The organism is Bacillus sp. MYb209 (assembly GCF_002975175.1).
Taxonomy (GTDB): Bacteria; Bacillota; Bacilli; order Bacillales; family Bacillaceae_G; genus Bacillus_A.
Genome location: NZ_PCNZ01000010.1, coordinates 16,876 through 37,762, shown reverse-complemented (window position 1 = coordinate 37,762; position 20,887 = coordinate 16,876). Strand labels below are relative to the sequence as shown.

General features: G+C 36.4%; 19 protein-coding genes and 1 riboswitch. Of the genes, 5 read left to right on the top strand and 14 right to left on the bottom strand.

What is annotated here, in order from left to right; translation table 11 throughout:
* Positions 1-83: 83 nt before the first annotated feature.
* The 6 genes from CQZ94_RS16450 to CQZ94_RS16425 all read right to left on the bottom strand — a co-directional run bounded on the left by CQZ94_RS16450 (position 84) and on the right by CQZ94_RS16425 (position 6,103).
* Positions 84-830, bottom strand: a complete 747-nt coding sequence (locus tag CQZ94_RS16450; RefSeq protein WP_105586223.1) for an HAD family hydrolase — start codon at positions 828-830, stop codon at positions 84-86.
* 263 nt (positions 831-1,093) lie between these two features.
* Positions 1,094-1,999, bottom strand: coding sequence for a diacylglycerol kinase (locus tag CQZ94_RS16445; protein ID WP_105586222.1), 906 nt, complete (start codon positions 1,997-1,999; stop codon positions 1,094-1,096).
* A gap of 521 nt (positions 2,000-2,520) precedes the next feature.
* A complete protein-coding gene (gene gatB, locus CQZ94_RS16440) occupies positions 2,521-3,948 on the bottom strand; it encodes an Asp-tRNA(Asn)/Glu-tRNA(Gln) amidotransferase subunit GatB (RefSeq protein ID WP_105586221.1) in 1,428 nt (475 codons plus the stop codon).
* Between the two features lie 14 nt (positions 3,949-3,962).
* The gene (gene gatA, locus CQZ94_RS16435; RefSeq protein ID WP_002113505.1) at positions 3,963-5,420 is read right to left on the bottom strand and encodes an Asp-tRNA(Asn)/Glu-tRNA(Gln) amidotransferase subunit GatA; all 1,458 of its coding nucleotides are present in this window, start codon (positions 5,418-5,420) and stop codon (positions 3,963-3,965) included.
* Positions 5,421-5,434: 14 nt separating this feature from the next.
* Positions 5,435-5,725, bottom strand: a complete 291-nt coding sequence (gene gatC / locus CQZ94_RS16430) for an Asp-tRNA(Asn)/Glu-tRNA(Gln) amidotransferase subunit GatC (RefSeq protein ID WP_000086999.1) — start codon at positions 5,723-5,725, stop codon at positions 5,435-5,437.
* A gap of 141 nt (positions 5,726-5,866) precedes the next feature.
* Positions 5,867-6,103, bottom strand: a complete 237-nt coding sequence (locus CQZ94_RS16425) for a YiaA/YiaB family inner membrane protein (protein WP_002029490.1) — start codon at positions 6,101-6,103, stop codon at positions 5,867-5,869.
* A gap of 232 nt (positions 6,104-6,335) precedes the next feature.
* On the opposite strand from CQZ94_RS16425, the gene CQZ94_RS16420 reads away from it, so the two are divergent.
* The 4 genes from CQZ94_RS16420 to CQZ94_RS16405 all read left to right on the top strand — a co-directional run bounded on the left by CQZ94_RS16420 (position 6,336) and on the right by CQZ94_RS16405 (position 8,805).
* A complete protein-coding gene (locus tag CQZ94_RS16420; RefSeq protein WP_070140662.1) occupies positions 6,336-6,818 on the top strand; it encodes a MarR family winged helix-turn-helix transcriptional regulator in 483 nt (160 codons plus the stop codon).
* Positions 6,819-6,893: 75 nt separating this feature from the next.
* Positions 6,894-8,075: an ArsA family ATPase gene (locus tag CQZ94_RS16415; RefSeq protein ID WP_105586220.1), complete on the top strand. Its 1,182-nt coding sequence runs from the start codon at positions 6,894-6,896 to the stop codon at positions 8,073-8,075.
* Positions 8,068-8,259 (top strand): DUF3926 domain-containing protein, encoded by a 192-nt coding sequence (locus CQZ94_RS16410; protein ID WP_105586219.1) that lies wholly within the window; start codon positions 8,068-8,070, stop codon positions 8,257-8,259. Before CQZ94_RS16415 ends, CQZ94_RS16410 begins: the two co-directional genes overlap by 8 nt.
* A 63-nt stretch (positions 8,260-8,322) precedes the next feature.
* Positions 8,323-8,805: an HXXEE domain-containing protein gene (locus CQZ94_RS16405; protein ID WP_105586218.1), complete on the top strand. Its 483-nt coding sequence runs from the start codon at positions 8,323-8,325 to the stop codon at positions 8,803-8,805.
* Positions 8,806-8,972: 167 nt separating this feature from the next.
* On the opposite strand, the gene CQZ94_RS16400 is transcribed toward CQZ94_RS16405, so the two are convergent.
* From CQZ94_RS16400 to CQZ94_RS16390, 3 genes are read right to left on the bottom strand one after another with little or no spacing between them, the layout of a single operon-like run.
* Complete coding sequence (locus CQZ94_RS16400; RefSeq protein ID WP_105586217.1) at positions 8,973-9,827, bottom strand: MetQ/NlpA family ABC transporter substrate-binding protein; 855 nt, start codon at positions 9,825-9,827, stop codon at positions 8,973-8,975.
* A gap of 21 nt (positions 9,828-9,848) precedes the next feature.
* Complete coding sequence (locus CQZ94_RS16395) at positions 9,849-10,514, bottom strand: methionine ABC transporter permease (protein ID WP_002159487.1); 666 nt, start codon at positions 10,512-10,514, stop codon at positions 9,849-9,851.
* Positions 10,504-11,523 (bottom strand): methionine ABC transporter ATP-binding protein, encoded by a 1,020-nt coding sequence (locus CQZ94_RS16390; RefSeq protein WP_002029486.1) that lies wholly within the window; start codon positions 11,521-11,523, stop codon positions 10,504-10,506. Before CQZ94_RS16390 ends, CQZ94_RS16395 begins: the two co-directional genes overlap by 11 nt.
* Positions 11,524-11,648: 125 nt before the next feature.
* A riboswitch (SAM riboswitch) is annotated at positions 11,649-11,753 on the bottom strand.
* Between the two features lie 241 nt (positions 11,754-11,994).
* On the opposite strand from CQZ94_RS16390, the gene CQZ94_RS16385 reads away from it, so the two are divergent.
* Positions 11,995-12,540: a cysteine hydrolase family protein gene (locus tag CQZ94_RS16385; protein WP_374954548.1), complete on the top strand. Its 546-nt coding sequence runs from the start codon at positions 11,995-11,997 to the stop codon at positions 12,538-12,540.
* A 312-nt stretch (positions 12,541-12,852) separates the two neighbouring features.
* Here the strand turns inward: CQZ94_RS16385 and pruA are convergent, their stop codons facing one another.
* The 5 genes from pruA to pcrA all read right to left on the bottom strand — a co-directional run bounded on the left by pruA (position 12,853) and on the right by pcrA (position 20,886).
* Positions 12,853-14,400 carry an L-glutamate gamma-semialdehyde dehydrogenase gene (pruA, locus tag CQZ94_RS16380; RefSeq protein WP_105586215.1) on the bottom strand — a complete coding sequence of 516 codons (1,548 nt, stop codon included), beginning with the start codon at positions 14,398-14,400 and terminating at the stop codon, positions 12,853-12,855.
* 154 nt (positions 14,401-14,554) lie between these two features.
* Positions 14,555-15,325 (bottom strand): TSUP family transporter, encoded by a 771-nt coding sequence (locus tag CQZ94_RS16375; RefSeq protein ID WP_016128243.1) that lies wholly within the window; start codon positions 15,323-15,325, stop codon positions 14,555-14,557.
* A 94-nt stretch (positions 15,326-15,419) separates the two neighbouring features.
* Positions 15,420-16,613 (bottom strand): CamS family sex pheromone protein, encoded by a 1,194-nt coding sequence (locus CQZ94_RS16370; protein ID WP_105586214.1) that lies wholly within the window; start codon positions 16,611-16,613, stop codon positions 15,420-15,422.
* 16 nt (positions 16,614-16,629) lie between these two features.
* On the bottom strand, positions 16,630-18,639 hold the full coding sequence (gene ligA, locus CQZ94_RS16365) for an NAD-dependent DNA ligase LigA (protein ID WP_105586213.1): 2,010 nt from the start codon (positions 18,637-18,639) through the stop codon (positions 16,630-16,632).
* A gap of 15 nt (positions 18,640-18,654) precedes the next feature.
* The gene (gene pcrA, locus CQZ94_RS16360; protein ID WP_105586298.1) at positions 18,655-20,886 is read right to left on the bottom strand and encodes a DNA helicase PcrA; all 2,232 of its coding nucleotides are present in this window, start codon (positions 20,884-20,886) and stop codon (positions 18,655-18,657) included.
* Position 20,887 lies beyond the last annotated feature (1 nt).

Here is a 20,887-nt window from a genome sequence, read left to right as displayed (position 1 = left end):
AGTATTGATCCCATTCTCTTACTATCTCGGCATAAAAAATAAGTCTATAAAGACTCATATAGAGTCCTTATAGACTTATCCATTTATACATTAGACTTTCCTTGTTTCCAAATAAACTCACCTGAATGAGAAATTAAATCTTCAACAGATTGTAATACTAAATCTGCAAGTGGTTCTAACGTTTGACGATCACCCGTACCAGATAGTACGCCAATCGCATAACAGTCGCCACCATTTTTCGCTAAATGTAAATCCGTCGGTGTATCCCCGACGACCGCTATTTCGCATGTCTCTAAATTAAATCTCTCACAAAACGATTCTACAATTTTTTTATCTGGCTTCTGTGCTGGAAATGTATCTGAAGCTATAACACAATCAAAAAAAGCTTCCAATTGATATTGCTTTAAAAATAATTCTGTCGGCGCGAAATCATCAGCTGTAACGACACCTAGAATAAATCCTCTATCCTTTAACGCTTGTAAAACTTTCGGTAAATCTGCCGTCATTCTCATATGTGAACGATGCTCGTACATAAGAGCAAACAACTTTTCACTCACCCATTGATGCATCTCTTCTTCTCTAGATGATGCAATATACTTACAAAGCCCCTTGGCAACATCAAGACTCGTTCCAGCAGCGAGCGCACTACGCGGATGAACAAATGCTCCGTCTACGCCTATCTCCTTTAATAACGTTGGTTGCATTGATTCTGGTAATTGATATAAATTTATACATTCTGCAACAAGCTCTTCAGCTACTTTTATCCAAATCGAATGAAAATCCATTAATGTCCCATCTTTATCAAATAGTATTGCTTTTACCTTCTCCATAGCACCCTACCTCTCATTTCTTATCTCTTCCAGTGTATCAATAAAATATGGATAAAAAATAAACGGATTGTAAAAATACCATAAAAATCAAACTAACTTCCAATTTACAATTCATCTGTATAAAGAGAAACTTTAATCAGCGGGGGCTGTCCATCCCCCGCTGATCATTAGCCCACTTCCGCCTAACTTCTTTGCTTGGGTCGAATTTTGATTGGGAGTCTTATTACTCGCAAATAGCTGGGAAAAAGCAAAAAAGGATGCCTTTACAGGGCATCCTCTTGATGTTCAGGAACAAATAGTTCCAGACAATGATATATATTTTCGAATTCCATCGGTGCATCTCCGCCATATTCACCATCTAAGTTGATCATTAATTTATCAGGTGAATGCACTTTAATACGATTCGCTTGTGTATATAGCACTTTTGGATTGTTAATATGTTCCCCACGCTGCGCTTGTGTTGCTGCTTTAATTAAATCAGCGATAGAACCTTTTTTCAGTACTAATAAATCAAATAATCCATCGTTAATAGATGCATATGGTGCTACTTTTTCGAATCCACCAACTGAACGAGTATTCGTAATTAAAAACATCGTAATTTCTTCTTGTAGCAACTTCCCATCATACTCGATTTCAACATATGTTGGATGTAATGATGGTAACATTTCGATTCCTTTTAAATAGTAAGCAAGTTGACCTAATACTGTCTTTAGCTTGCTTGGTACTTCATATGTTAATTCTGTAATACGGCCGCCACCAGCGATATTAATGAAATATGTATCGTTCGCTCTACCAAGATCTAACGGTACCGTTGTTCCTTCACAAATAATATCCGCAGCCTCTTCAATAGCACGAGGTACACCGATCGCACGCGCAAAATCATTTGTCGTTCCAACTGGAATAATTCCAAACTTTGGACGATGCTCATGTCCTACTAAACCGTTCACTACTTCATTTAATGTACCATCACCACCAGCTGCGATAACAACATCAAACTTACGATCCGCAGCTTGCCTCGCTGCCACAGTCGCATCTCCAGGACCAGTTGTCGCATGACAAGACGCTTCATATCCAGCTTGTTCTAATTTTTGTAATACTTCTGGTAAGCTCTTCTTAAATAGCTCGCGCCCAGAAGTAGGATTATAAATAATTCTTGCTCGCTTCATCATTTATTAGCACAGGAAATTCCATATTCATTGAAAAAAGAATACACCGAACTCTTATTCAGTATCCCTATGCCTACCTCCTCTCATCTTCCTATCCTTCTTTAATTCCGCTCAAACAGGCAGTAAGAACCCGATTCGTGTAGCCCATCAAAAGTAACTGTTTACTCCTGATAGTTTTGTTTTATTTGACCAAAAATTTATGTCTATCCATTCTCTCACATCAATTTACATATAATGAATAATAATTATCTATTATTTCATGATATGAAAAAAACCTCTATGTCTAGATTTATCATTATTCCCACCTTTTTGCAACTATCATACCATAGTTGCTATACAAACATTTTTTCACTTTTCAAAGTTAATCAAACGTTTGTTTAAATTATTGTTTAAATTATTTTTTATCATTTAAACAAACGTTTGATTAACTCAGAAAAAACACCCAAATACGGGTGTTTTTTCTGTTTAATCTTTAAGAATCTATACTATTTTAGCGTTCAAAAATAAGAATTCCGCTCTTATTTTTAGCGCTTATTAATCTCTTCAAGTAAGATTTTGTTAACAAGCGGTGGATTTGCTTGTCCTTTTGTAGCTTTCATAATTTGACCAACTAAGAAGCCAATTGCACGGTCTTTACCGTTTTTAAAGTCTTCAATAGATTGCTCATTATTATCAAGAATTTCTGTTACAACTTTACGAAGTGTACCCTCGTCAGAAATTTGAACAAGACCTTTCGCTTTAACGATTTCTTCTGGGTCTCCACCTTTTTCAATTAATTCGTTAAATACTTTCTTCGCGATTTTAGAAGAAATTGTACCTTTTTCAATTAATTGAACCATTTTAGATAAACCAGTAGGCGTTAATGCAACGTCTTTTAGTTCTTTTTGTTGTTTGTTTAAGTATGCAAGTACTTCACCCATTAACCAGTTTGATGTTAATTTCGCATCAGCACCGTCTGCAACTGTTGCTTCAAAGAAATCAGACATCTCTTTCGTTAATGTTAATACGTGTGCATCATAAGCCGGTAAGCCAATTTCTTCAACATAGCGAGCTTTACGTACATCTGGAAGTTCTGGAATAGAAGCACGAATTTCTTCTTTCCACTCATCGTCGATGTAAAGTTCAACTAAGTCTGGCTCTGGGAAGTAACGGTAATCGTCAGATCCTTCTTTTATACGCATTAAGATTGTTTTCTTCGTTGCTTCATCATAACGACGTGTTTCTTGTTGGATGATACCGCCAGATAATAATTCTTTCTCTTGGCGCACTTGCTCATGCTCAAGACCTTTTTGCACGTAAGTGAAAGAGTTTAAGTTTTTCAGTTCTGCTTTTGTACCGAACTTCTCTTGTCCAACTGGACGAAGTGAAATATTCGCATCACAACGAAGAGAACCTTCTTCCATCTTACAATCAGATACACCTGTATATTGAATGATTGATTTTAACTTCTCTAAGTAGGCATATGCTTCTTCTGGAGTACGCATATCTGGCTCAGATACGATCTCGATTAAAGGCATACCTTGACGGTTGTAGTCTACTAATGAACCTTCAGCTGTATGCGTTGATTTACCAGCATCTTCTTCTAAATGAAGACGTGTAATACCGATACGTTTCTTTTTACCGTCTACTTCGATTTCAATCCAACCATTTTCACCAATTGGCTTATCAAATTGAGAGATTTGGTAAGCTTTCGGATTATCTGGGTAGAAATAGTTTTTACGGTCGAACTTCGTTTCCGTTGCGATTTCACAGTTTAATGCCATTGCAGCTTTCATTGCAAAGTTAACTGCTTCCTTATTTAAAGTAGGAAGTACCCCTGGGTATCCTAAGTCAATTACACTTGTTTGTGTATTTGGCTCCGCTCCGAATTCTGTTGGACTCGCAGAGAAAATTTTCGAATTTGTTTTTAACTCAACGTGAACCTCTAAACCAATAATTGTTTCTAAATTCATCTATGCTCGCCTCCTTACAGACTTGCTTTTTTTGTATGATAGTCTGTTGCTTGCTCAAACGCATGTGCAACGCGGTAAATTGTCGCTTCATCGAAGTGTTTACCAATGATTTGTAGACCAAGTGGCATGTTGTTAGCACCAAATCCACATGGAACAGAAATCGCTGGAACACCCGCTAAGTTTACTGGAATTGTTAAAATGTCATTTGCATACATTGTCATTGGATCGTCCACTTTTTCGCCCACTTTAAATGCCGGAGTTGGCGTTGTTGGTCCAATAATAACATCATAGTTAGCAAATACATTTTCAAAGTCATTTTTAATTAATGTACGTACTTGTTGTGCTTTTTTGTAATATGCATCATAGTAACCAGAGCTAAGAGCAAATGTACCTAGCATAATACGACGTTTTACTTCATCACCGAAACCTTCGCTACGTGTGTTTTTGTAAAGATCTAATAAATTATTTACATTATCAGAACGAACACCGTAACGTACGCCATCAAAGCGTGAAAGGTTAGCAGATGCTTCAGAAGAAGATAGTAAGTAATACGTTGCTAGAGCGTATTTAGAGTGCGGAAGAGATACTTCCTCCCAAGTTGCGCCCATACCTTCTAATACTTTTAAAGCAGCTAGTACTGACTCACGAGCTTCTTCGCCAACACCTTCGCCTAAGTATTCTTTCGGTACAGCAATGCGTAAACCTTTAACATCGCCTGTTAAACCAGCTAAGTAGTTTCCTACTTCAACGTTTGCAGAAGTTGCATCCATACGGTCAATACCTGAAATAGCTTGTAATAAGTATGCATTGTCTTCTACTGTACGTGTAATCGGTCCGATTTGGTCAAGTGAAGATGCGAATGCTACTAATCCGTAACGAGATACACGTCCGTAAGTTGGTTTTAAACCTACAACGCCGCAATATGCAGCTGGCTGACGGATAGAACCACCCGTATCAGAACCTAGAGAGAATAATACTTCTCCTGCTGCTACAGCTGCTGCAGAACCACCACTAGATCCACCTGGAACGTAATCTAAGTTCCATGGATTTTTTGTAGCGTAGAAGCCTGAATTTTCATTTGAAGAACCCATTGCGAACTCGTCCATATTTAATTTACCGATTGTAACTGTGTCAGCAGCTTTTAGCTTTTGTACAACTGTCGCATCGTAAATTGGATCGAAGTTTGCTAACATTTTGCTCGCACAAGTTGTACGAAGACCGTTAGTTACAATGTTATCTTTTACACCGATTGGCATACCGAATAATAAACCATTATCCTCAGCACCAATCTTTGCATCTAATTCTTTCGCTTTCGCGCGTGCATTTTCTTCATCTAATGTAAGAAAAGCTTTTACGTTATCTTCAACATCCGAAATACGTTTGTAAGATTCTTCTACTAAATCCGTAACGGAAATTTCTTTGTTGTTTAACTTCTTATGTAACTCTGATACAGAATGATCAAATAATGACATCGAAATTCCCTCCTCTATTCTAATACTGCTGGAACACGGATTTGATTATCTTTGTGATCCGGTGCATTTTTTAATACTTCTTCTACTGGTAAACCTTTTTCTGGCACATCTTCACGCATAACATTTTTCATAGTTAATACATGAGTTGTTGGTTTTACATCTGTTGTATCTAATTCATTTAACTGTTCTGCAAATGTAACAATTGCATCTAGTTGTTTTTGAAATTTTTCTGCTTCTTGATCAGTAATTGCAAGACGTGCTAAATGTGCTACGTGCTTTACATTCTCAACGGAAATTCTTGACACGGCTAGGCCACCTCCATAATATATCGTTCAATCTACAATACTATTGATGATACCAAATTTTCAGTACTTCAAGCAAGTCAACACACGGCACTTACGGTATTTTTACATAAAAAAAGAAAGGCAAGTGCCTTTCTTTACAATTTACTCTTTATCTAACGATTTATTTTTCGGAAATCTTTCATTATCTTCCTCATTATCACGAATTGTTTTTTGTAATACAAAACAAGACATCGTTAAAAATAATGTTCCGATTAAATAGTACCCTTTTACACTAAGCGTTTCATCTAACGTGTAAATCCCAATTAGCATTCCTGACAGCGCACAAACAAATGAAGTCCATGCTAAAAACGTGAACGCTTGCGTATTTCTTCTCCTCATCGTTCTCCCCCTCGTTAGCTGCACATCCATTATAGATAAATATATTTACCCTAATGGATTTTTATGTAAATTTTATTTTTCTATTTATTAATCTATCACAAAAAATTGCTATTTTGAAGATATTTTTTCTTTCTAATCTGAAAAAACAGTTAAAATTATTGACATTTATTTCAATTCCACATAAAATAAAAACAAATATTACGAATCTCGAAATATACGGGAGTGGAAATAATTGTTGCAATATGAACATTTTTTAGACTTACTGCTAGATAACGCCAAGAAACTTTTCTATCCTGAAGAATGGGTAAGCCTTGATTTAACACTTTCCAAGACAGAAGTATTTTGTTTACTTTGGATGGAGCGAAATACAGATATTACAATGACAAAGATCGCTGACCTTCTTGATATACCGATGAGTACAACGACAGGCGTTGTAAATCGCCTTGTAAAAAAGGGGTATATTGAACGCTACCGGGATGAAAGCGATCGACGCATTGTATTAATTCGTTTAACAGAAAACGGCGTAATGCTCGTTCAAGAAGTAAAACAAAATGCGGCCCATTACTTTAGCCTAGTGACAGACGCACTATCAGAAGAAGAAAAAGCATTCTTACTACAAATCTTCCAAAAGATCATGAATCACATTGCTACGTCACAGCAAAAAACAGAAGAAAAGGTTTCTACACCTAAAATGAAAAACATTCCGATTGAATAAAGCCCTAACTGGGTTTTTATTCAACCATTTACTTCGATACTCGTAATATTCGACATTCGAAACAAAGGGGATAAAATGATGAGAATTATTTTGTATACAGGTAAAGGCGGCGTAGGAAAAACTAGTATTTCAGCAGCAACAGCAATCCAAAGTGCAAAACAAGGATTAAAAACATTAGTAATGAGCACAGATCCCGCTCATAGTTTAGGAGATTCATTTGGCATAAAACTATCTTCTGAACCACTAGAAATTCGCGAAAACTTGTGGGCACAAGAAATTAATACTATTTATGAAATGGAAAAAGGCTGGGGGAAATTGCAGAAATATATTACACTACTCTTCACTTCCAAAGCAGCTGATGATATTACGACAGAAGAATTAACGATGTTCCCTGGTATGGAAGATTTAATTAGCTTACTTCGAGTACTAGATTATTATAAACAAAACACATACGATGTCATCATCATTGATTGTGCACCGACCGGAGAAACATTAGCAATGCTCAGCTTTCCAGACATGCTCGGCTGGTGGATGGAAAAACTCTTTCCTATTAAAAGGAAGATTTTAAAAGTTGTTCGTCCTGTAGCTCAACCACTTCTTGGTGTCCCCCTTCCAACCGATGATATTATGGACGAATTAACGAATACGCTTGAACAACTTGGAGAAATGAGAGATATTTTATCAAACCGAGAAGTAACGAGTATTCGCGTTGTTGTGAATCCTGAAAAAATGGTCATTAAAGAAGCTCAGCGTAGTTTTACTTATTTAAACTTATACGATTATAACGTAGATGCCATTATGATTAACCGCGTCATCCCTAACACTGTCACCGATCCTTACTTTCAAGCATGGAAAGATACACAAAAGAAATATAAAGCCTTAATTCAAGATAGTTTTCAGCCACTTCCTATTTACGAAGCTCCGATGTTTGAACAAGAAGTTGTTGGTTTGCCTATGTTAGAGCGTGTAGGAAATGCTTTATTCAAAACTGATCCTTGTCCTACTGAGGTGAAATTTAACGGTCGCACACAATATGTCAAAAAAGATGGCGATGAATATATTTTCGTTCTTTCTATTCCATTCTCAAACAAGAGTGAACTTTCATTAAATCAAAAAGGTGATGAACTTATCATTCGAGCTGGTTCTGTTAAACGAAACATAACATTGCCAAAAACATTAACACACCTCTCTATTCAAGGAGCAAAGTTTGAAGAGGATGTACTAAACATTCGGTTTGGAGGTGTAGTACATGCATGATGAACTACTAAGAAAGGTAATTCGTACAAAAATAAAAGTCGGTATACGTATATTAGAAGAGCTACCAAATCCGATTCAGCAATCAGCTAAGCAAGCACTAAACATTTTACAGGAGGAGCTCTCTTCTTTTGCGGAAGAACAACCGCAACCTGAAGGTAATTTAAAGAGCATCATCATTGAATAACTATACCCTTGTAGAAAGCCTTTTCTTATAGGCTTTCTATCCCTTTATTGGAGCTGATGTAAATTGATGAAAACATCTTCTGCAAGACATGTCACTACTCGTACAATCTGGCTAATCCCCTTTTTATTTTTCATTCATAACCTTGAAGAAGCTTTCCAGATGCCACAATATCTTGCTAATCAATTTTCAATTCATCTTATAACTAGCCAACAATTTTTCATTGCAATTTCCATATTAACAACCTTTGTCTTAATCATAGTCTTTCTATATCAATTAAGCATCATATCTTCTATTTACTGGATCATTTTTATACAGGGCTGTATCTTTTTTAACGCCGTTCAGCATATTATCTTGTATTTCATTTATCGTTCTTATAATCCAGGTGTAATATCAGCAACTTCCATTATTCTGTTTTCTATTTTCTTCTTTTCATCAGAAAAATGCTTAATCAATAAAAGGAATTTAGCAATTACACTCATTTTCAGTTTACTCTCTTACCCAATCATAATTTGGATTATCTTATTATTAGCTAACTGTTTTAAATAAAAAAAGACCAGGAAAACTCCTGATCCATCACTCTACTTAACAAACATTGGATTCTATGTTATACAAAATTGGAAGGTACAGAATTAGGGTTTTGTTTGTTAAGTAGATTATATGTTGAACGAGCTAACAGTGGAGGGGTTCCTACTGTTAGCCGTTAAACCCAATAATTATTTTACGATTTTTTCAAGCTCATCAAGTGAAAGATCTACTGAAATTGAACCATCATTTGTTTCTTTCTTAATTGCATCTGTTACTTCTTTTGAATGATATAGTTCAATTACTTTTTTCAGTGTTGGATCATCTTTATCTTTCGTACGAGCTGCGAAAATATTAATATAGGCCTTTGCATTTGTATTTTTTGGATCTTCTAAGAAAATTGGATCCTTCGCTGGGTCTAATCCAGCTTGACCAGCAACACCATTATTAATAACTGAAGCCGCTACATCTTTTAACACACGAGGTGTTTGCTGTGCGATAACCGGTGTAACCTTTAACTTCTTCGGATTTTCAGCAATGCCGCTTGGATCTCCAAATAGACCGAAATCTTTCTTAAGCTTTAATAATCCAGCTGCATCAAGAAGTTTTAATGCACGCGCTTGGTTCGTTGGATCATTTGGAATAGCAATTTCTGAACCATCTGGGATTTCATTTGCTTTCTTATATTTTTCAGAGTATAAGCCCATCGGTGCAATTTGCGTTGTACCAACTGCTGTAATATCTACCTTATGCTCCTTCTTAAATTGCTCTAAGAAAGCAATATGCTGAAATGAGTTTAGTTCAATATCTCCATCAGCTAACGCTTTATTTGGCGTTGTGTAATCAGAGAACTCAACCAGTTTAATTTTAATTCCTTCTTTTTCAGCTTTTTTCTTTAAAATTTCCCAAGCGTCTCCATCTGTTCCAGTTACACCTACGCGAACTACTTTCTCTTTCGCTCCTGCACTTGTGTCTCCACCTGAGCAGCCGCTTAAGGCTGTAATTCCTACAATCGCTGATAATGCAAATGCTAAAATTTTCTTCATTTTCTTTTCCCCTCTTCCTTTTTATGATCTGCGTAAAAAGACTTTCGCAAAGTAGTTTCCTAAATTTTGAGCTACCTGTACAAGAATAATAAGTAAAACGACCGTTACGAACATAACTGACGTATCAAAGCGTTGATAACCATATGTCATTGCTAAGTCACCAAGACCGCCACCACCGACAAGCCCAGCAACTGCAGAAAATTCAATTAAACCAACTGTCATAAACGTGACACCTAAGATTAATGGTGCTAAAGCTTCTGGCACGAGGATTTCAAAAACAATTCTAAGTGGTGAAGCGCCCATTGCTTGTGCTGCTTCAATTACCCCTTTCGGAACAGAAACAAGATTTGTTTCAACCATTCTAGCAATACCAATTGATGCAACTAACGTCATTGGGAAGATTGCTGCTGCTGTTCCAATCGTCGTTCCAATAACACTTCTTGTTATCGGACTTAAAGCTACTAAAAAGATAATGAATGGAACCGGACGAATTGTATTAATTACGATATTAAGAATAGAAAAGACCCATTTGTTTTCTAAAAAGTTTCCTTTTCTCGTTACGTATAAAAGTAAACCTAGAGGTATACCAAGAATTGTAGCAAATATAAGGGTTACAATTACCATTAAGAGGGTATCCCCTGTCGCATCTAATATGCGAGGCCAAAATATACTCCAATCAACTCGCATGAGCTTCCACCTCCTTCAGCTGTACTTGCAGTCTTAGATGTTGTAATGCTTTTTGAATTTCTTTCTGTTCACCTTGTAGTTCTACAAGAAGATTTCCAAATAGCACATTTTGGAGTTCAATAATATTTCCGTAAAGAACATTTACATCGACGTTATAGTTTTTCGCAATATATGATAGTACAGGCTGCCCTGTCTCTTCCCCAGTAAAAGTCAGGCGATAAATCTGACCTCCGTTTTGAATTTTCGCTAGAACACTTTCTGGTAAGTGATCATTAATAACAGAGCGTACAAAATTTTGAGTTGTCTTTGTTTTTGGTTGTGTGAAAACATCAAACAGTTTTCCTTCTTCAATTACTTTTCCTTTTTCCATAACGGCTACACGGTGACAAATTTCTTTCACAACGTGCATTTCATGTGTAATAAGTAGAATCGTTAAATTGTACTCTCTATTTACTTTCTTTAATAAATTTAAAATTTCTGTCGTTGTTTCCGGATCTAAAGCTGATGTTGCCTCATCGCATATGAGAATATCTGGTGATGTCGCAAGTGCTCTTGCAATCCCAACACGCTGCTTTTGCCCCCCTGATAACTGTTCTGGATAATAGTTCGCTTTATCTTCTAAACCAACAAATTTTAGTAGTTCATTCACTCTTTCTTTTATCTCATTCTTCGGCAATTTCGCTAACCTTAATGGATAAGCAATGTTCCCAAACACCGTTCTTGAATTAAATAGATTAAAGCTTTGAAAAATCATTCCAATTCTTTGTCTTAGTTTCCGTAATTCTTTCGCCGATAATGATGTAATATCTTTATCATCTATTGAAATTGTTCCTGCAGTTGGTCTTTCTAACATATTTACTAAACGTAATAACGTACTCTTCCCTGCACCACTAAATCCGATAATGCCAAAAATTTCGCCCTTTTCAACTGACAACGTTACATCCTCCACGGCATGAACTGATTGTCCGCCTGATTCATATACTTTACTTACATTGTTAAAAGAAATCATTTTCTTCCCTCCTATATGCTGTAAAAACTTGAAGTAGAGCTTTCGAGATAAAATAAAAAGTGCTCTCCTTCTTATCAGTAATAAAGATAAGAAGGAGAGCACTTATATATGTACTCATTCACATCTTCTCATCTTCCAAGCCTTTATAGGCTTGCTGGAATTAGCACGGTATTAAAAAACCCGTTGCTGAGGTATCGTAGGGCCAGTCCCTCCACCTCTCTGGATAAGAGTGTATCGATTTAATTGTCATTTAATTAATTCTCATTATAGAACTCAGAATAATAAGAGTCAATACATTTTTTAGAAAAATATTAATTATCCCTCTATTAAAATTTTCAAATAAAAAATCACAATACAATAGTAATTTTTATAGTTATGTAAAATCCTCCTCACTCATACTTTTAAAAAGGAGGATCTTCTCTACTAATTGAATAACAGTATTTGAATATGAAATCGGAGGAAGATAAATATATGAAAACAGCCCTTTTGCTCATCGATATTCAAAATGATTATTTTCCAAATGGAAAGATGGAATTACGTAATCCAGTAGAAGCAAGTGAATATGCTAGTCAGCTACTACAACATTTTAGAATTAGAAACGAACCTATTTTTCATATCCAACATGTAGCTATAAAAAATGACGCTACTTTTTTCCTACCCAATACAGAAGGTGTCCATATTCACGAAAATGTCCGTCCACTTAGAGAGGAAACTGTTATACTGAAACACTATCCAAATAGCTTTCGAGAAACTGACCTTCTAGAGCGATTACAACGTTCAGAAATTGAGCACGTCGTAATTTGCGGAATGATGACCCATATGTGTATTGATGCTACAGTAAGGGCTGCTTTTGATTTTAGCTTTCATTGTACCGTTATACACGATGCTTGTGCGACAAAAGATCTTTCATTTAAAAACGCTACTATACCAGCTGTTTATATTCACAATGCAATTTTAGCGAGTTTAAATGTAGTATATGCAAATGTAATGAGTACCGAAGAATTTTTAACCACCTAAAAAAACACTCCTTTCAGTTAGCAAAACCGAAAGGAGTGTTCTCTTGTCGAACCATAGATTTTCTTTCAAATTGTATTATACAGGAAATTCTCAAAATGAATACTAAAAAATATGACTAATAAGTCAATTTTTCTCGTTGTTTTGTTTCTATTTTCATGTTTATCCCGATATTAATAGGGTTTAGCTGGTTTTAAATAACACATAGTAATATTTGGTAAATATTTCTCGGTTCAAATTAACTAGCTTCTATTATAGAGAGTTTCTCAAAAAGAAGAGATCTTCACAGACTGTGAAGATCTCTTCTACTATTTCTTATAAAGTTTCAGAAGTAGTTTTTGCTTGCATGTGAAGTGCTAAGTAATCAGGGCCACCAGCTTTAGAGTCTGTACCAGACATGTTAAAGCCACCGAATGGTTGGTAACCTACGATTGCACCAGTACATCCACGGTTGAAGTATAAGTTACCAACGTGGAAGTCTTCACGTGCTTTTTCAATATGGTCACGGTTGTTAGAAACAACTGCTCCTGTTAAACCGTATTCTGTATTGTTTGCAATTGCAAGTGCATGATCAAAGTCTTTTGCTTTACAGAATGCTACTACTGGTCCGAAGATTTCTTCTTTCATTAAGCGAGCATCTTCTGCAACGTCAGCAACGATTGTTGGTTGGATGAACCAGCCTTTAGAATCGTCTCCTTCGCCACCTGATACGATTTTACCTTCTTCTTTACCAATTGCAACATAGCTCATTACTTTATCGAATGCAGCTTGGTCATTAACAGGTCCCATGTTGATATCTTTTGCATCTGGGTTACCTACTGTTAATTCTTTTGTTAATTCAACAGCACGATTTAATACGTAATCGTACACATCTTCATGGATTACTGCACGAGAACATGCAGAACATTTTTGTCCTGAGAATCCGAATGCTGATGCAACGATAGATTTAGCTGCTAACTCAAGATCTGCTTCTTTATCAACAACGATTGTATCTTTACCGCCCATTTCAGCGATAACACGTTTCAACCAAATTTGTCCTGGGTTTACTTTTGCTGCACGCTCGTAAATACGAATACCTACATCGCGAGATCCAGTGAAGCTAACGAAACGTGTACGAGGGTGATCTACTAAGTAGTCACCAACTTCAGAACCATTACCTGGAACGAAGTTTACTACGCCAGCTGGTAAACCAGCTTCTTCTAATACTTCCATAAATTTCGCTGCTACTACAGGAGTTGTACTAGCTGGTTTTAGTAATACTGTGTTACCAGAAACTAAAGCAGCCGTTGTCATACCTGCCATAATTGCGAATGGGAAGTTCCAAGGAGAAATGATAACACCTACTCCTAATGGAATGTAAGAGAAACGATTATATTCAATTGGACGGCTTTCTACTGGAATACCGTCTTTTAATTTTAACATTTGACGAGCATAATATTCCATAAAGTCAATTGCTTCTGCTGTATCAGCATCTGCCTCATTCCATGGTTTACCTGCTTCTTTTACAAGAATAGCAGAGAACTCATGTTTTCTACGACGAACGATTGCTGCAGCACGGAATAAAATGTCTGCACGCATTTCTGGTTTTGACTTTCTCCAAGTTTGGAATGTTGCATCCGCTACTTGCATTGCTTTTTCAGCTAATTCACGGCTTGCTTTTGAAACGCGACCAACAAGTTCCTCTTTATTTGCAGGGTTTACAGAAACAATTTTGTCTTCTGTAGTGATTTTTTCTCCCCCGATAATTAATGGATAGTCTTGTCCAAGATAAGATTCTACTTTCTTTAAACCCTCTTCAAACGCTAATTTGTTAGCCTCTACTGAAAAATCTGTAAATGGCTCATGTTTGTATGCTACTACCATTTTTTTAGCCTCCCCTTAGAAAAACGTTTACATTTTACAACATTATTCTACACGATAATTTAGATTTATTCAAATATTCCTAGACTTATATTTTAAAAATTAATAAATTTTTAAAATATAATAAAAAAAAAGAGATTCATACATACGTATGAATCTACAAAATATGAGTATATTCCAAAACATTTTTCCCGATTAATAAAATAGTAACTAATAAAAATAAAGTCCTTACATATCCAACACCTTTTTGAACCGCAAACTTCGATCCAAAATAAGCACCTAAAATCATTGATAATCCCATAATTATACCGTATTCAAAATGAATCACATCTAAAAATAAAAAAGTAATTAAAGATACGATATTACTAACGAAATTCAAAAGTTTTCCAGATGCTGCCGCTTGAATAAAATCCAAACCAATTAATAAAAATGCAAAAATTAAAAAGGATCCTGTCCCTGGTCCAAAAAATCCATCATAAAACCCTATCATTAAAATAACAAAGAAAAACATTAATGTTTTCCCTTTTGTCATCTTTTTATAGGTAGATGCACTTCCCCAATCTTTTTTCGCAATAATATAAATGGCAATAAAAACCAACATTACGAGCACTAGTGGACGCAAAATATCAGGCGGAATAAACTTTACTACTAAAGCACCTGCGACCGCTCCAATAATAGTTAACGGGATTAACTTTCCTACAATCCGAAAATCAACCTTACCTGATCGAATAAAATAAATTGTACTCGTAAGCGTCCCCATCGTTGCTGCCAATTTATTCGTTGCGATTGCCGAGGCTGGTGATAAACCAACAAACATAAGTGCAGGAAGCGAAATTAACCCTCCCCCTCCAACAACCGAATCAATAAAAGCAGCTAAAAACCCGAATGCAATTAATAAAATAATGACTTGAAAGCTTAGTTCTTCCATGAATTTACCCCTTACCCCTTTATTTGTAACATTTAAAATTATAACAAAATTTTCCGAGAAAAAAAGCTGTTCCTTTATGGAACAGCTCTCATCTTTAATCTAAAATTTTTACAAACGGTTCATCTTGCTTCGCTTCACGTATAATAATTGCTTCTGGACGTTCTACAGATTTAATTGTTACTTGTACTTTCATATAATTTGGGAAGTATTCCATAACAAGTCCTGCTACATATTGTGTAAAACCAATTACTTCAGCTTTCCCATTAAATTGGACAGGAATATCAAGTTTCATTTCTTTTAGTTCATCGTCTTTATACATTCCAGTACCGATAACAGCTGTATAATCCCCTTGGAAATACTCGCTTAATTTTATTTTAAAGTTTGTCACCCTCATAATGTCTTCACGTTTATCGGCTTTTGCTTGTTCAGACGGGAACAAGTAATATTTCTCATTGATTGGTTGCCAATCCTCAACCGTTTCACTGCCTTTTTCTACCTTAGCATAAGAAACAAAATTCCCTGGCACAAGTGAAGACTTTGGACCTTGACGATAAATTGCAAATGTTATCGGAACATTTTTTGTGTCAGCGTCTTTTTGATGCATGAATTTCAAGATTTCTTGTGCCATTCTTTTCCCTTCAGCTAACATTTTTTCATCTGGGATTGCAGCCTCACGTGGATACCCATGCTCTTCCTCATAATATTGAACAGAATTCATCGCCAATCCAATTACAATGCCACCACGTTCAACATCGTTCTCACCTTTTTGTACGTAGTAATCATGCTCTAAAATATTTGAGATATACATTGGATTTTTTTTATTTTTCACTTCTAGTGACTCTGAACCTTCACTTAAGGCTGGATTCAGTCCGATATTCGGAAATTTAACTGCATCCTTTTTCAACTTGTCCTCTAGCTCTTTTTGTTCAGCATCTGTACGCTTTCTTTTTACAAGCATTTGTATATTTTGAGCATCTAGAACCTTTCCGCCTTTAAAGAAATAGTCTTTCGTGCTAAATGATTCTTTCGCAATGCGCATTAATCCAGTTTCAAACTCATCTATATCAAGGCGACTGTTTAAACCTTGTACAACTAAACCACGTGCCTCACCTGGAGCAAATGGAACCGTTGTCTTATAATATTCATCCGAAATGGAGTATTTCGGGATAACCGCTTGTTCTTTCGCTTTCCCCGATTTCTCAACTACTTTTTCATCCTTATTGGAACCCATGCTACACCCACTTACAAGTAGGCTAAGACTTAATACCGCTAACGCTATTTTTTTCATCGTAAGTTTGCACCTCTTACTTATTCAGCTCTTGTAAGAACCTATCTTCATTCCAAACTTCAACATTGTGCTTCTCTGCTTGCGCTAATTTCGAACCAGCAGCTTCACCAGCAACAACTAAATCCGTACTTTTACTAACACTTCCTGTTACTTTTCCACCTAATGCCTCAATCTTCTTCTTCGCTTCACTGCGTCCCATAACTTCTAATTTCCCTGTTAAGACGACAGTTTTCCCTGCAAAGTACGATTCAACATTTTGTAGATCAGCAACTTTTATACCTTTGTATGCCATGCTCACGCCATACTCTTTAAATTGTTGTAATAGCTCTAATACGTCTTCATTATCGAAATACGTTACAACGGATTGAGCCATTTTTTCACCAATCTCGTTAATTGTTTTTAGTTCTTCTTCCGTTGCTTTCACAAGCTCATCCATCGTTTCGAAATGCTCAGCAAATGTACGTGCCGCTTTCGCTCCGACGTGACGAATACCAAGACCGAATAATAATCGCTCTAATGAGTTTTCCTTAGAATTCTCAATTGCTTGTACTAAATTTGTTGCTGATTTTTCACCGAAACGTTCTAGCTGTAATAATTGCTCTTTCGTCAATGAATATAAATCAGCAAACGTACGAATATAATCCGCATCAAAGAGTTGTGTAATTACACGTTCTCCAAGTCCATCAATATTCATTGCATTTCTTGAAACGAAATGGATTAATCCTTCACGAATTTGAGCTGGACAAGTCGGATTTATACATCGAAGTGCTACTTCTTCTTCTAAACGAACAAGTTCACTCTCACATGCTGGACAATGCGTTGGCATATGATATTCTTCTTCCTCACCAGTACGCTTATCAAAAATAACGTTCACAACTTCAGGAATGATATCCCCAGCCTTTTTCACAACAACGTAGTCACCAATTCGAATATCCTTTTCACGAATTAAATCTTCGTTATGTAAAGAAGCACGACGAACGATAGTTCCAGCCACTCGCACTGGCTCTAGCTCTGCAGTTGGTGTTACAACCCCTGTGCGGCCGACACTTAATTCAATCCCTGTTAATCTCGTCACAACTTCTTCAGCCGGAAATTTATAAGCAATTGCCCACCTCGGACTCTTTGCTGTGGTTCCTAAGCTTTCTTGAATAGCAACATCGTCTACTTTTATAACGATTCCGTCAATCTCATAATCAAGATGCGGGCGTTTCTCTTGCCACTCTTCTACATAGGCTATTACGTCTTCAATTGTTTCACATGTACGACGATTTGGATTCGTCTTAAATCCAAGCTCACCTAAGAAATCCAGTGATTCACTGTGGGATGGAATTGTTTTTTCTTCTACATTAGCAAGACCATACACAAACATAGATAAGTTACGCTTCGCTGCAATTTTCGGATCAAGTTGGCGTATCGATCCTGCTGCCGCATTACGTGGATTCGCAAATACATCTTCACCATTTTGCTCTTTTTCCTCATTTAATTTAACGAATGAACGCTTCGGCATATAAGCCTCGCCTCGCGCTTCTAACGTTACTTCTTCATTTAATCGAAGTGGAATTGCTTTAATCGTTTTCAAGTTTTGGGTAATATCTTCACCCGTTACACCATCACCACGTGTTGCACCTTGAATAAAGCGTCCTTTTTCATAATGAAGTGAAACAGCAAGTCCGTCAATTTTTAATTCGCATATATATCTTACATTCGTATCATCAATTCCTTGACGTACTCTTCGGTCAAAATCACGCAAATCTCCTTCATTAAATGCGTTACCTAAACTTAACATCGGTGATTTATGCGTTACCTTTTCAAATATATCAAGTACAGTTCCCCCAACTCGAATAGAGGGGGAGTCTTCCGTTACAAATTCAGGGTTCTCTACTTCTAATTTCATAAGCTCCTGCATATCACGGTCATATTCCGCATCAGAAACAGAAGGATTGTCTAATACGTGATATTGATAGTTAAATGTATTTAACAAATCACGCAGTTCTTCTATACGTTTTTTGGCTATCTCTTTTGACATATCCTCAGTCCTTTCCTATTGTTTCGTCACAGGTGCAAATTTTGCTAATAAACGTTTAATACCAATTGGGCTTGGGAAAGCAATATCTAATTCTTTTGCATCACCTTCACCCTTTACACTTACAACTGTACCAACTCCCCACTTCTGATGAGAAGCTTTATCTCCTATTGCCCAGCCAATTTGCTCGCCACCTGTTGTCTTAACAGCCGGACGCACGAAAGCTGAACGAGAACGTGTTGTAGTTGCGCTTGTCGTTCTTCCTTTTGCACCAAACGAAGTTTCACGCTTCGGTGCTGTTTCGTTTAATGGTTCTACTAATTCTGCCGGAATTTCTGTAATAAATCGAGATGCTGCATTCATACTTGTTCTACCAAATAAAGTACGCATTTGAGCATTGGATAAGTATAGCTCTTCTTCTGCACGAGTAATACCTACATAGGCAAGACGACGCTCTTCTTGCATTTCATCCTCTTCCATAAGAGAACGAGTATGCGGGAATATCCCTTCCTCTAAGCCAACAATAAAGACAACTGGGAACTCTAATCCTTTTGCTGAGTGCATCGTCATTAAAATAACTTCTTCACCAGCAGTTGGATCTTCATCTACACGATCAATATCCGCAACAAGAGCTAAGTCTGTTAAGAATGCAACAAGGCTCTTATCTTCACTTTGAGATTCGAATGTTTGCGTAACAGATAAAAACTCGTCTAAGTTTTCTAAACGACCTTCTGCTTCTAAAGAACGCTCATTTTTCAACATATCGCGATAGCCTGTTTTTTCAATAACTTCTTCTACTAATTCCGTAACAGATAAATACTCTTGCATATTTACCCAGTTGTGTAATAAACCTGCGAATTCTTTGACTGCCTTTGTAATTTTTGCACTTACTCCAACATGCTCAATCTCATCTAATACAGCAGTTAATGAAATTCCATTTTGTACACCGTAGTTAATAATTTTATCAATAGAAGTCGCACCAATCCCGCGCTTTGGCATGTTAATAATACGTGCAAAACTAATCTCATCTTCTGGATTCCCAATTAAACGTAAGTACGCCAAAATGTCTTTAATCTCTTTACGGTCGTAGAACTTAGTACCGCCGACAATTTTGTAAGGGATATTAGATTTTAGGAAAATCTCCTCGATCATACGAGACTGGGCATTCGTACGATATAATACTGCAAAATCAGTATATTTTCGGTTCCCCATTTGAATATCATCACGAATTTTTTTCGCAACAAAATACGCTTCGTCCTTTTCAGTTGCAGCACGATAATACGAGATTTTGCTTCCAATTTGATTGTCTGTCCATAATTTCTTCGGTTTACGGTTTGAATTTTTTTCAATTACAGCATTAGCTGCATTTAAAATATTTTGTGATGAACGATAGTTTTGTTCTAACAGAATAACTTGCGCATTCTCATAGTCTTTTTCGAATGACAAAATGTTAGAAATATCAGCACCACGCCAGCGGTAAATAGACTGATCCGAATCACCAACAACACAAAGGTTTTTAAAACGTGATGCCAAATGTTTAACAAGAAGGTACTGCGCTTTGTTCGTATCTTGATACTCATCAACGTGAATATATTGGAACTTACGCTGATAAAACTCTAGTACTTCTGGAACACGCTCAAATAGCTGAATCGTCGTCATAATTAAATCATCAAAGTCTAATGAGTTATTTTTCAGAAGGCGTTTTTGATATTCTGTATATACATCGCTCGTTAATTTTTCATATGGATCAGCGATTGTAATTTTTTTTGCATATTTATCTGCAGATAACAGTTCATTTTTCGCATTACTGATACCCGCTAAAATAGAGCGCGGCTCAAACTTCTTCGGATCAATATTACGCTCCTTCATAATTTTCTTCACGACAGTTAACTGGTCGCCCGCATCTAAAATTGTGAAATTACGATTTATACCGATACGATCTATATCACGTCGTAAAATACGAACACACATTGAGTGGAACGTAGAAATCCAAATATCTTCTGCCTCTGGTCCAACAAGTTTATCAATACGCTCACGCATTTCACGAGCAGCTTTATTTGTAAAGGTAATTGCTAGTACATTCCATGGCGCCACACCTTTTTCACCAAGTAAATATGCAATACGGTGTGTTAACACACGTGTTTTCCCACTCCCTGCGCCTGCCATTAATAGAAGTGGTCCATTTGTTGTTTGTACTGCTTTTTGTTGTTGCGGATTTAAACCATTTAATAACTTATCTGTCATACCCATA